Source organism: Thalassolituus sp. UBA6592 (assembly GCF_002433655.1).
Lineage (GTDB): Bacteria > Pseudomonadota > Gammaproteobacteria > Pseudomonadales > Oceanobacteraceae > Venatoribacter.
Genome location: NZ_DJIO01000163.1, coordinates 464 through 12,479, shown reverse-complemented (window position 1 = coordinate 12,479; position 12,016 = coordinate 464). Strand labels below are relative to the sequence as shown.

Sequence of the window (12,016 nt, the reverse complement as noted above, 5' to 3'; positions counted from 1 at the left end):
TCAACGTTTTCCACCACCACGATGGCGTCATCCACGAGCAGACCGATGGCGAGCACCAGACCAAACATGGTCAGGGTGTTGATACTGTAACCAAAGGCTTCCATCACACCGAAGGTACCGAGCAGTACCACTGGCACCGCAATGGTTGGAATCAGTGTTGCGCGGAAGTTACCGAGGAACAGGAACATCACCAGGAACACCAGGATGACCGCTTCGATCAGTGTCTGAACCACTTCCTCAATGGAAATACGGACGAATGGCGTGGTGTCGTATGGGTAAACCACTTCCAGATCGGTCGGGAAGAACTTTGACAGCTCATCAATTTTTGCCCGCACACCGTTAGCCGTATCGAGCGCGTTGGCGCCACTGGCTAACTGGATACCGATACCACTGGCCGGCTTGCCATTGTATTCACTGATAACCTGGTAGTTTTCCGCACCCAATTCTACCCGGGCAATGTCTTTCACACGGACCTGAGAACCATCGGTATTCACTTTCAGCAGAATATTTTCGAATTCCTCAATCGCTTCCAGACGGCTCTGGGCGATGATAGTGGCGTTCATCGCCTGACCTTCAACGGCTGGTGAACCACCCAGCTGACCGGCCGGGAACTGGTTGTTCTGTACGCCGATGGCGGAAGTAACATCAACCGGGGTCAGGTTGTAAGCGTTGAGTTTTTCTGGTTGCAGCCAGATACGCATCGAGTATTGAGCACCAAATACACGGATTTCACCAACACCCTTGGTACGTGACAGAGGGTCACGGATATAGCTGTTGGCGTAGTCAGCGATATCAGAACGGTCCATCTGACCGGTTTTGGAAATCAGACCAACAACCATCAGGAAGGACGTGGACGCTTTGGTCACACTAACACCCTGCTGGGTAACAGCCTGAGGCAGCAGAGCCTCGGCCAGTTGCAGTTTGTTCTGCACCTGAACCTGCGCAATGTCCGGGTCGGTACCTGGAGCGAAGGTCAGGGTGGTGGTGGCACGGCCAGCACTGCTGCTGGTCGATTCCATGTACAGCATGTTGTCGATGCCGGTCATGTTCTGTTCGATAATCTGCGTCACACTCTCTTCAAGCGTATCGGCAGAAGCGCCAGGGTATTGGGCAACAATACGGATCGATGGCGGAGCAATCGTCGGGTATTGCTGAATCGGCAGATTCAGAACAGACATGGCACCAGCCAGCATGATCAGAATAGCGATCACCCAGGCAAAGACGGGCCTGTCGATAAAAAACTTAGCCATGGTTCAGGGTACTCCTTAACGAGTGGCTTCTTCAGGATTTACGGCAACAGGCGCGCCCGGAGGGCCCATACGCTGTGCGGACTGAACGGCCTGCAGACCGCTGACGATGATGCGGTCACCATTGCTCAGTCCGGACTGAACCAGCCATTTATCGCCAATAGCGCGGGTCACTTTGACGTTATGCACTACCGCAGTGTTGTCTTCGGTCACCAGGTAAACCACGGTCTCACCAGTCGCCTGGCGGACAACTGCGGCCTGTGGTGCCAGTATGGCTTCTTCAATCAGAGCACTTGGTACCTGGGCACGTACGAACATACCAGGTAACAGGGTGCCATCAGCGTTATCAAACAGTACACGCACGTTCACACTGCCGGTGCCTTCATCAACACTGACATCGGAGAACTGCAGTTTGCCGGTTTCAGCGAATGGTGTGCCGTCATCCAGTTCTACGGTCACGTCGCGTGACAGATCCGGATTTTTCATGCGGATCAGTGACGCCGCCGGGCGTTTGATATCGACGTAAACTGGCTTCAGCTGGCGGATCACAGTCAGCTGTGTGGCCTGCTGTGCGGAAACCAGTGCACCTTCGGTGATGGTGGAACGGCCGATGATGCCGGAAATAGGCGCTCTGATTTCGGTGTAGCTGAGGTTCACTTCGGCGGTGCGCAGAGCGGCTTCAGCCGCTTTCACCTGAGCATCAGCCTGTTTGGCGTTCGCTTCGGAATCATCCACTTCCTGATCACTGATCGCGGATTTTTTCGACAGTTCTTTGTAACGCTTGGCGGTCAGGTTGGCAGCGTAAGCATTGGCTTTGGCTACAGCCAGCTGCGCTTTGGCACTTTCAACGTTGGCTTTGTACAGAGTCGGATCAATCTGATAGAGCTTATCGCCTTCTTTGACCGCAGCGCCTTCTTCAAAGAAACGCTCGAGGATAATACCGTTTACCTGTGGGCGGATTTCGGCAATCCGGTATGCGGACACACGACCCGGCAGAGTGTCGGTCAGTTCCAGACGTTCACTGCCAACTGTTACATAACCGACAGCAGCGGCCTGAGGTTGTCCCTGGCCTCCCTGCTCACCGCCGGACTCCTGTCCGCCGCAGCCGGCTAATACCGTGATTAGTGCACTGACTGCGGCAATGTGCCGGAGACGCAGAGTGGATACTAGAGTTCCCATAATGTCCTCATAATAAAAGTGACCGTTAGGCTTAATTGAAATCAGTTTCTGAGCGCAGGGGGCATTGCCTTTAGCCTGCCTGCTTCATTCAGTTGCAAATAAGAATTTATAGCGGTTTGCAAGGGCAGTGACTAGGGCAGAGGTTCGGAATGGATTGTTGACCGCACCGGTACAATATAAGGCACTTTGGTTACTGACAAATCCTTCCATTTTTTCGCTTTTTCCTTACAAAGCCGCTTGTTTTCTAGTCAAAATTAGTGGCAACAGACTCGAGCTGGTACTTGATCGTCTCATTTGTGTAACAAATTTAGCTGATAAGCGCTGTCTCTGTCAGTTGTTCAACGGGTCTTTGTTAACAATCGCAAAAGACGGCTTTGTTTGCGTTATCGGACTGTTCAATTACTGCACAGGATAAACCTGCAGGCTGGTCTTTCATGTGACGTCGGATGGTCAGCGTTTGTGCAGCAGAATGCGGAACAGGCAATTCTGCTGTGGCTCGTGTGTGGGCGATGAAGCGTGGCGGGGAACTTGATATAGTTTCTGTTGCCGATGACAGAGCCATCCGTTGACTCGGAATTGGCGATCAGCCGTTTGTAGCGACGGCTTTCTTATGGATGCAGTGAACGCGGGAAATGTTATGTTAGATGTGCTGGCCAAATTATTGAAGGCGCTCAATTCGGAATCTGCTCCCGGGCAGATTGCAGCAGCGTTTTCCCTCTCTCTTATCGTTGCGCTGACGCCAACGTTCAGTTTTCACAACCTGCTGATTCTGTTGATTGCCTTGGTGGTGCGGATCAATTTCAGCGCTTTTATCGTTGGCTTCGCTTTTTTCTCACTGATTGCCTGGTTTACCGATCCCTATGCTGCGCGCCTTGGCGAGAGCCTGCTGATGAATCCCGGGCTGCAGGATACCTGGACGGCACTGTATCAGAGTGACTTCTGGCGCATGACGGCGTTTAACCATTCACTGGTGTTAGGTGGACTGGTGATCGGCCTGGTGGCTTTTGTACCGGTGCTGCTGCTGAGCCGGGTGCTGATAAATCTTTACCGCCACCGTGTGCTGAGCTGGGTAAGTAAGCTGAAAGTCGTGCAACTGGTCAAAGCCAGCCGCTTCTATGGCCTGTATCAGTCGTTGACGGAGTAATCAGATGAAACAATGGATTCGCTGGCCGGGACTGATCGGCTTTGTTGTGGTTGTGGGTTTGCTGGCCGCTTTCTTTCTTCTGGCAGCCGGGCCGCTGGCCAAAATGGCAATTGAACGCGTTGGTTCGGATATCGCCGGCGCCAAAGTAGAAGCGGGCAATGTATCGCTGACGCTGAACCCTATCGGGTTTGAAATCGATAATCTGAGCGTTGCTGATGCACAGCAGCCAATGCAGAACCTGTTTGTCTTCAGCAAGGCCAGTGCTGAGCTGGAGTTTGTTCCTCTGTTGTTGGGCAAAGCCATTATCCGTGAGCTCAGCATCGACGGTATGGAATTTGATACGCCGCGGAAAACCTCCGGCGCGCTGCCGAAAAAAGACAAACCGGCAAAAGACGAAAACGGAGATTCCGCAGACAGTTCGGGCAGCAATAATGCTCTGGGGCAGGCCATGGATCAGCTGCCATCAGCGGCGGAAATTATTGAGCGTGAAAACCTGCGCACCGAAGCGGCAGGCAAAGCCTTTGAAGAAAGTTATAAGACCCAGCGTCAGGCCATCGACAACGCGATTAAGAATGTGCCGGACAGCAGCGCGCTGGACCAGTACAAAACTGAACTGAATAAGATTCTGTCCGGCAAAATCACCTCGCTGGAGGATTTTCAGCAGCGTAAGAAGGCGCTGGATGAGCTGAAAGCGCGCATAAAGGCAGATAAAGAAGCGGTTCAGGCTGCCCGTCAGGTGATCAGTGATGCTAAATCTGATATTTCCGACAAGCTGACCGCTCTGAAAAACGCACCGGGCGAGGATCTTTCCAGCATCAAAGGCAAATATCAGCTGAACGCACAGGGCGCTGCCAATCTGACCGCTCTGCTGTTAGGGGATGATGCCGGTGCCTGGGCTTCCAAAGCACTTTATTGGTATGAACTGGCGGCTCCTTACCTGTCGTCCGGCAATGATGCGGCAGCCGATGCAGAAGAGGCGGCGGAGCCTGAACGTATCCGTGACGGCCGCTTTATTCACTTCCCGTCGGATGATCCATGGCCGGACTTTCTGTTGCGGGATGCGCATATCACGGCCAAAGTGCCCCTCGGTAATGTGCTGATCAGTATTCAGGATCTGACGCACCAGCCGGCGGTGCTTGGGCGTCCGGCGCATGTAGTCGTTAATGGCTCGCAGCTGCACGATGTTGAAGACCTGACAATGGATATGGTGTTTGATCACCGCAGAAAGCCGTTCAATGACACTCTGACGCTGACCGCTAAAGACTGGAAAATGAAAGGCATGAAGCTGGGTATTGCCGGTACTGAACTGAGTAGCGCACTGGTTCAGGCACAGGGACTGGCAGTGGTCAGCGACGGCCAGCTGACGGCGAAAACCGATGTGCAGTTTGGTCAGGCGGATTTTACCGGCGACGGCAAAACCGTCTTTGCCAAAGAGCTGACCCGCGCCTTGCAGACCATAGACCATTTCGCGGTGAATGCCAGCGCCTCTGGCAGCCTGAAATCGCCGCAGGTTAAATTTGGTTCAGATCTCGATTCCCGTCTCAGCAGCGCCTTTAATCAGCGACTGAAAGAGAAACAAAGTGAACTGGAACAGAAACTGAAAGCGGGTCTGCAGGAGAAACTGCAGAGTTATACCGGCGATTATGCCGATGAGCTGGCGCAGATTAATCAGCTGGACGGTTCATTGAGTGATAAACTCAGCAACCTCGACGATATGGCTTCCAGCAAGCTGGAAGACTATGAAGAACAGAAGAAACGCGAAGCGGAAGCAAAAGCTGACGAAAAGCGTGACGAACTGAAAGATAAAGCCAAAGACAAACTGAAGAGCCTGTTTTAATGGAAGTCCGTAAATTAACCACAGAAGAATTCAAAGCCACCCAGTTCTCGCCACTGCGTGTTGAAAGCGGCACGCCGCCAATCGACTTCTGGCAGTACGTTGAAGCCATTCCGGCGGAAGATTTCGGTATTGCCGATTGTCGTGAGGGCAGTGTCACACACGTGTACCGTATGGGTGATGACTATGAACATGTGCTGGTTAACAGCCAGTATCAGGGGCTGGCGATGGTCATTGTGGTTGATCTGAAAGCGGGTAAGGTCTTTGGTCATTACCTGCTGGATCTTAATCCTGCCGGTACCAAAGAGCCGCAAGCCGACGCCTGATACGCTGGCCTGTACAAAAAGCGGATGATCAGTTGGCATCCGCTTTTCTCGTTTTATTCGCAGTTTTCGCTTTATCAGCTCGCCCGGTTCATAGCAGATACTCCTTCCTTTGAGCGGCTGTAACCTCTGCCCGATACACTCTTTCCCACAGGCTGATAGATAGCGTAAGAGAGCAGTGTGATAATATCCGACTGATTTAATCTCCCTTTCTCTATCGGTTTTTTCATGACCCGTGCCTCTGCGTTTCGCCATAATGCTGCCGGCTGGCTGCTGTTTTTAACGATTTTTGCCTCGCTGGCATCGGCGTTCAGTAGCCATGTATCCAGCCTTGTGCCCGGCATTATGATCTGGGTAACGTCGTTTTTGCTGATTCCGGATTTAAAAAAAGCCCAGCGCTGGCAGATTGGCGTGCTGATGGGTGTCGGTGTGCTCGGTCTGACCGTTGGGGAATTGCGCAGTGCCAACAGCGAGTTTCTGTGGCGCGCGGCCGGGGCCAATGAAGTCATTACTGCCATGCTGCTGGCGGTCAGTTTTCTGCGCATTATCAGTGCCTTGCCCGAAGGCGTGGACAAGCCTTTGCCGGTAGGTAAAAACGCATTGTTAAAAACCCTGTTCGGCGTACATCTGCTGGGAACAGTAATGAATGTTTCTGCCGTTATGATTGCCGGTGACCGCCTGACAGAAAAGCGGCCACTAAAACCGTTACAGGCTTTAACGCTGCTGCGGGGCTTCAGTGCCTGCGCGGTGTGGTCGCCATTTTTTGCTTCAATGGGTATTACCCTGGTTGGCGTGCCGGATGCCAGATTAGGTACTTTGATTCTGTTTGGTTTCCCGGCTGCCATGATCATGCTGGCCATTGCAGCCTGGCAGATCAGTCGTGATCCGGACGCTGATTCCTGTGCCGGATTTCCAGTAACCTTTAATGAACTCTGGCTGCCGGTGACGCTGGCGGTGTTTGTTATGAGCACGCATTTTATCTGGCCGGATATTTCGGTGCTTTCCTTTGTTACTTTCTGGGGGCTGTTGTTTGCGTTTATCGTCAGCCTGATAAAATTCAAAGGGCAGACCGGAGAAAAACTGGTCAATCATATTCACAATGGCCTGCCACGCATGGCTGGTGAGGTTTTCTTATTTCTGGCAGCGGCGGTTCTTGCTTCCGGAGCAGCGTCTGCGCTGGAATCTTTCGGCTTAAAACTGGTGCCGGATCATTTCGGCTTTATTGCATCCTGTGCAACTGTAGCCATTCTGGTGGCACTGGCTATCGTCGGCATGCATCCGGTGACGACGGTTGCTTTGGCTGCGGGGATTCTTGCACCGCATGTGGAAAATGCCACTCTGCTGGGCATGACCCTGCTGTTTGGCTGGAATATCGGTGTTTGTTTTTCACCGTTTTCCGGTGTGCAGCTGACTCTTCAATCGCGCTTTGGTATCCGTGCCCGTGATCTGGCGATCATGAATCTGAAAACCGCGCTGCCATTGGTACTGCTGGCGATGGCTACCCTGTATATCTGCAGTATTGTCACGCAGTAGATAAGACAGGGAAATGTGGTCGCGGTGAGGACTGAGGGAAGGGCGGCAGAGAGGAAGTAAGCGCAGGCCAGGCATCTGGCGATTTTCAGCAAGCAGAAGCCGGATAAGGGGCTTCCCGGTTAATGAATTCGCCAGCCGTTCGGGTTATGTCTGGTCAGAAAAACAGACCGGCTTCCAGCTGGGCTTCTTCAGTCATCATGTCCCGCGACCATGGCGGATCAAACACCAGCTCGACCTCTACGCTGTCAACGTTCGGTACTTTGGCGACGCGGTATTTCACATCGGAAATCAATACGGGCCCCATGCCGCAGGTCGGTGCGGTCAGTGTCATGCGGATGATCACTTTGCGGTCATCAATATCAATGCCATACACCAGACCAAGATCCAGCAGGTTGATCGGAATTTCCGGATCGAAGATGGTACGTAAAGCCTGTTCTACCTGATCCTTACGCACATGGCCGTCATCATGGGCTTCAAATTCAATCAGCTCAGATTCCAGACCCAGAGCCGCTGCATCGGTACCGTCGACACGCAGCATATTGCCATTGTGGGTCACGGTGTAGTTGCCGCCAAGGGCCTGATTGATGGTGACAAAACTACCGGCAGGAATGGTGGTTGGCGTGCCTGAAGGCACCATGCGGGCAGGGCACTCGGAGTGAGCGACAACCATTCTGCGTTCCATACAATTCCTCGTTTCTGGTAGTAATGTTTCAGGTGGTGAAGTTCGGGTATCTATCTGTTGGGCGATTGGTGGGAGGAGCCCACCCTGCAGAATCTTTCCGCGCATTATAAATAATCGGCGGCGGCAATACACGAGAATCAGAAATATCCGGATCGATGCAGCGTCTCGAATATCTTACGCCTCACCGAAGCCGGACTATTCAACTCTGCAGGCTTATCTCAGCGGATGCAGCGCCCAGATCACATGAAGCGTTATCGAAGCCGGACTATTCAACTTTGTAAGGCTTATCTCAGTGGATGCAGCGCTTCTGATATCTGAAGCGTTATCGAAGCAGCTGATGCAAGGCGCGGTTGATTGAGGAAACGGAGCGTACTGGTTTGTACGTGAGTATTCCGAAATCAGCCGCAACGCTGCAGCAGCAATGCAGATAGCTTCAGACGCTGAAGGATTCTCCGCAACCGCAGAGATCTTTGGCATTGGGGTTATTGAACTTAATCGTGCTGTTCAACCCCTCTTTGGTGTAGTCGATCTCTGTACCACGCACATAAGCTTTGGCATCCGCTGCAACAAACAGCTTAACGTCATCAGCCAGTTCAATGATCTGATCGCCTTTACCCGGTTGTGCAACGAATTCGATATCGTATTTAAAACCGGAGCAGCCGCTTTTTTTCACTGCCAGACGCACACCCGCCATTTCGCTGTTTTTCTGCAGCTGCTTGCGTACGTGGGCGATGGCCGCGTCGGTCATGCTGACACTGGCCGCTTCGTTAGGATCGTAGCTGGTGGCTACGGCATTTTTTGGATCAAAGGTCTCAGTATTCATATCCTTTCACCCTCACAATAAAAACATTTTGGCTTTTTCCAGCCCTTTAAACAGAGCATCCACTTCTTCCAGCGTATTGTAGAAAGTGAAAGACGCCCGGATGGTACCCGGTACTTTATATTGGTCCATAATCGGCATAGCACAATGGTGTCCGGTACGCACTGCAATACCTTGTTGGTCAAGCAGTGTGCCGACGTCCGCCGGATGAGCACCTTCCAGCAGGAAGCTGAAGACACTGGCTTTATGTGCCGCGTTACCAATGGTACGGATGCCGCCATTTTTCTCGGTCAGTTCTGCTACCCGCGTCATCAGCGCATCTTCGTGCGCTGCCAGGGCTGCACGGTCGAGACCATTCAGAAAATCAATGGCCGCCGCCAGACCAATGGCACCGGAAATATGCGGTGTACCGGCCTCAAATTTGTATGGCAGCGTATTGAACGTGGTTTTTGCAAAACTCACGTGTTCAATCATTTCACCGCCGGTCTGGTAGGGTGGCATAGCATCCAGCAGCGCTTTTTTACCGTAAAGTGCACCGATGCCAGTCGGCGCAAATAATTTGTGTCCGGAGAACGCAAAGAAATCAGCATCCAGAGCCTGCACGTCGATATCCCAGTGAGCAACAGACTGAGCACCATCGATCAGAGCTTTAGCGTCGATGTCATGCGCCATACGGATAATGTCAGCCACCGGGTTAATGGTTCCCAGTGCGTTGGATACATGCACACAGGCCACCAGTTTAACGGCTGGCGTCAGCAGTTCAGCGTACGCTGCCATATCCAGTTCGCCATTGTCTTTCACCGGAATGGCTTTCAGAGTGGCACCGGTTTTTTCACACAGCTGCTGCCATGGAACGATATTGGCGTGATGTTCCATACCGCTGACCAGAATTACATCGCCGGCGCTGATGTTCTGCGGCCCCCAGGTAGCGGCCACCAGATTAATGGCTTCTGTGGTGCCACGGGTCCAGATAATTTCTTCGGCTTTTTCAGCATTAAGAAATTTCTGCACGGTTTTACGCGCATTTTCAAACTGTTCGGTCGCACGATCGCTCAGTGTATGCGCACCGCGGTGCACATTGGAGTTATCGTTCTGGTAGTAACGCACCAGCGCATCAATGACGCATTGTGGCTTTTGAGTGGTAGCGCCGTTATCCAGATACACCAGAGGCTTACCGTTTACCTGCTGATTCAGTGCAGGAAACTGAGCACGGATAGTGGCAATCAGATCGCTCATGCCTGTTCTCCTGTTAAGTCATCAACCCCTTCCAGTAAATGGCGTGACAGACTCTGATCACGGCCAAAACGGCGGGCCAGAACCGGACGCAGGGTACGGGTGATGGCTTCGTCGGGTAAGGCTTCAAGTAATTCGTTAATAAAACCAAAGCTCAGCATAACTTCCGCTTCACGCTTGCTGACGCCGCGACTCTGCAGATAGAAACGGGCTTTTTCTTCCAGCTGAGCGACGGTGGCACCGTGGGCGCATTTTACGTCGTCGGCGTAAATTTCCAGTTCGGGTTTGGTATTCACTTCTGCACTGTTGGTCAGCAACAGGTTTTTGTTGCTCAGCTCCGCCAGAGTTTTCTGTGCCTGCGGATGAATATGAATACGGCCGTTAAACACCGCTTTGGATTTGTCGTTCATAATGCCGCGGAACACTTCATCACTGGTGCAGTTCGGCACCTTGTGTTCGATACAGGTATGGAAATCCACAACCTGCTCATTCTGCGGAATATAAACGCCGTTAATTTCACAGTGTGATCCGCCCACGTTGTGGTTAACCACAACATCGTTACGGGTCAGGTTACTGCCCAGTGCCAGATGGAACGCGTTGTATTGACTGTCGCGGTTCAGACCGATAAATACCGAACCGATATGCTGTGCCTGTTCCTGCATCATCTGCAGACGGTAGTGCTGCAGTTTAGCGTTATCACCGATCGCCAGTTCTGTGACAGCATTGGTAAAGCTGACCTGTTCAGCATCATCAGAATCGTATTGTTCGATTAAGGTTAATTCCGCGCCGGTTTCCAGAACGACCAGCAGGCGTGAAGTCACCATAAACGGTGCAGCATCTTCGGTGGTCAGCCAGACCACCTGAACCGGCTTGGCCGGACGGCTGTTTTTGCCGACGTGTACCAGTACGCCTTCATTCACTGCGGCATCGTTCAGATCATTAAACAGGTGCTCATTGTCACTGCCGGCTTTCTGACTGCCCAGTTGGGAACGGATCAGTTCCTGTTGAGCTTCGTTGGCCTGTGAGAACAGGGTAGCTTCTTCCAGGGCGTCGGATAAATCCGCTTTGAATTGTCCGTTAATAAAGACCAGTTTCGCTGCATCAATATTGCCCAGCGCTATGCTCGCGGCTAATTCATCATTAACGGCTGAGTTACCTGGCTGAGCGTATTCATGCGCGGCAAATTTAGTCAGCGGCGTGTATTTCCATGCTTCGGTTTTACGGTTAGGTAATACCGCCTGAGCAAACGCTGTCTGGCCCTTCTGGTTCAGTTCACTCAGCAGGGGCAGGGCAGCAGTGCGTTCAGCCTGTTGCAGCAGGGTAAGAATAAACTGCTCAGCCATATCACTCTGCTCCGTTGTCTGAATTTTCCAGCCAGCCGTAGCCTTTTTCTTCCAGTTCCAGCGCCAGTTCTTTACCGCCGGATTTGACGATTTTACCGTTGGCCAGTACGTGCACGTAGTCAGGAACGATGTAGTCCAGCAGGCGCTGATAGTGAGTAACCACGATAAAGCTGCGGTTCGGATCGCGCATGGCGTTAACACCTTCAGCAACCACCTGCAGAGCATCAATATCCAGACCGGAGTCGGTTTCATCAAGGATGCACAGATGCGGTTCCAGCAGCATCATCTGCATTAATTCGTTACGCTTTTTCTCACCGCCGGAGAAGCCTTCGTTCACACCACGCTTGAGGAAGCTGGCGTCAAGGTTCACGGCTTTGCATTTTTCCCGCGCCAGTTTCAGGAACTGTACGGAATCCAGTGCATCTTTGCCCTGGTGAGCGCGCACTGCATCAACCGAAGCTTTGAGGAACTCCAGGTTGGAAACGCCCGGAATTTCTACCGGATACTGAAACGCCAGAAACAGGCCTTCGCGGGCACGTTCTTCCGGTTCCATGGCAAGAATATCTTTGCCGTTCAGGGTAACGCTGCCCTGAGTCACTTCGTAATTATCACGACCGGCAAGGACGTTGCCTAAGGTACTTTTACCTGCGCCGTTCGGCCCCATGATGGCGTGTACTT

The 12,016-nt window shown here is 52.4% G+C and carries 11 protein-coding genes; 4 read left to right on the top strand and 7 right to left on the bottom strand.

From position 1 onward, the window contains the following. Together B2Z72_RS16605 and B2Z72_RS16600 are read right to left on the bottom strand one after the other, a co-directional pair. Nucleotides 1-1,250, bottom strand: a 1,250-nt coding sequence (locus tag B2Z72_RS16605; protein ID WP_297005327.1) for an efflux RND transporter permease subunit, incomplete at its 3' end; no start/stop codon positions are given. A gap of 15 nt (nucleotides 1,251-1,265) precedes the next feature. Continuing rightward, on the bottom strand, nucleotides 1,266-2,426 hold the full coding sequence (locus B2Z72_RS16600; protein ID WP_296982052.1) for an efflux RND transporter periplasmic adaptor subunit: 1,161 nt from the start codon (nucleotides 2,424-2,426) through the stop codon (nucleotides 1,266-1,268). A gap of 637 nt (nucleotides 2,427-3,063) precedes the next feature. Between B2Z72_RS16600 and B2Z72_RS16595 the strand changes: the two genes are divergently transcribed. The 4 genes from B2Z72_RS16595 (at nucleotide 3,064) to B2Z72_RS16580 (ending at nucleotide 7,260) form a co-directional block, all read left to right on the top strand. Continuing rightward, nucleotides 3,064-3,570 (top strand): TIGR03546 family protein, encoded by a 507-nt coding sequence (locus B2Z72_RS16595; RefSeq protein ID WP_296982054.1) that lies wholly within the window; start codon nucleotides 3,064-3,066, stop codon nucleotides 3,568-3,570. Between the two features lie 4 nt (nucleotides 3,571-3,574). Beyond that, complete coding sequence (locus B2Z72_RS16590; RefSeq protein WP_296982056.1) at nucleotides 3,575-5,407, top strand: TIGR03545 family protein; 1,833 nt, start codon at nucleotides 3,575-3,577, stop codon at nucleotides 5,405-5,407. Further along, on the top strand, nucleotides 5,407-5,730 hold the full coding sequence (locus tag B2Z72_RS16585; protein ID WP_296982058.1) for a hypothetical protein: 324 nt from the start codon (nucleotides 5,407-5,409) through the stop codon (nucleotides 5,728-5,730). The genes B2Z72_RS16590 and B2Z72_RS16585 overlap by 1 nt, the downstream gene beginning before the upstream one ends. Nucleotides 5,731-5,955: 225 nt before the next feature. Further along, a complete protein-coding gene (locus B2Z72_RS16580; RefSeq protein ID WP_296982060.1) occupies nucleotides 5,956-7,260 on the top strand; it encodes a hypothetical protein in 1,305 nt (434 codons plus the stop codon). A gap of 154 nt (nucleotides 7,261-7,414) precedes the next feature. Here B2Z72_RS16580 and sufT read toward each other — a convergent pair whose 3' ends face one another. The 5 genes from sufT to sufC form a co-directional block, all read right to left on the bottom strand. Further along, on the bottom strand, nucleotides 7,415-7,942 hold the full coding sequence (gene sufT, locus B2Z72_RS16575; protein WP_296982062.1) for a putative Fe-S cluster assembly protein SufT: 528 nt from the start codon (nucleotides 7,940-7,942) through the stop codon (nucleotides 7,415-7,417). Nucleotides 7,943-8,375: 433 nt separating this feature from the next. Next, nucleotides 8,376-8,765, bottom strand: a complete 390-nt coding sequence (locus B2Z72_RS16570) for a HesB/IscA family protein (protein ID WP_296982063.1) — start codon at nucleotides 8,763-8,765, stop codon at nucleotides 8,376-8,378. A gap of 12 nt (nucleotides 8,766-8,777) precedes the next feature. Next, a complete protein-coding gene (locus B2Z72_RS16565; RefSeq protein WP_296982065.1) occupies nucleotides 8,778-9,998 on the bottom strand; it encodes an aminotransferase class V-fold PLP-dependent enzyme in 1,221 nt (406 codons plus the stop codon). After that, nucleotides 9,995-11,338: a Fe-S cluster assembly protein SufD gene (sufD, locus tag B2Z72_RS16560; RefSeq protein ID WP_296982067.1), complete on the bottom strand. Its 1,344-nt coding sequence runs from the start codon at nucleotides 11,336-11,338 to the stop codon at nucleotides 9,995-9,997. Before sufD ends, B2Z72_RS16565 begins: the two co-directional genes overlap by 4 nt. Nucleotide 11,339: 1 nt before the next feature. Beyond that, on the bottom strand, nucleotides 11,340-12,016 hold a 677-nt coding region (sufC, locus tag B2Z72_RS16555), incomplete at its 5' end, for a Fe-S cluster assembly ATPase SufC (RefSeq protein ID WP_297005324.1).

Excerpts from the sequence above, each read along its gene's own strand:
- B2Z72_RS16580 (WP_296982060.1), top strand. The coding sequence starts at position 5,956 with ATGACCCGTGCCTCTGCGTTTCGCCATAATGCTGCCGGCTGGCTGCTG.
- sufD (WP_296982067.1), bottom strand. The coding sequence starts at position 11,338 with ATGGCTGAGCAGTTTATTCTTACCCTGCTGCAACAGGCTGAACGCACT.
- sufT (WP_296982062.1), bottom strand. The coding sequence starts at position 7,942 with ATGGAACGCAGAATGGTTGTCGCTCACTCCGAGTGCCCTGCCCGCATG.
- B2Z72_RS16590 (WP_296982056.1), top strand. The coding sequence starts at position 3,575 with ATGAAACAATGGATTCGCTGGCCGGGACTGATCGGCTTTGTTGTGGTT.
- B2Z72_RS16570 (WP_296982063.1), bottom strand. The coding sequence starts at position 8,765 with ATGAATACTGAGACCTTTGATCCAAAAAATGCCGTAGCCACCAGCTAC.
- B2Z72_RS16565 (WP_296982065.1), bottom strand. The coding sequence starts at position 9,998 with ATGAGCGATCTGATTGCCACTATCCGTGCTCAGTTTCCTGCACTGAAT.
- B2Z72_RS16600 (WP_296982052.1), bottom strand. The coding sequence starts at position 2,426 with ATGGGAACTCTAGTATCCACTCTGCGTCTCCGGCACATTGCCGCAGTC.
- B2Z72_RS16585 (WP_296982058.1), top strand. The coding sequence starts at position 5,407 with ATGGAAGTCCGTAAATTAACCACAGAAGAATTCAAAGCCACCCAGTTC.
- B2Z72_RS16595 (WP_296982054.1), top strand. The coding sequence starts at position 3,064 with ATGTTAGATGTGCTGGCCAAATTATTGAAGGCGCTCAATTCGGAATCT.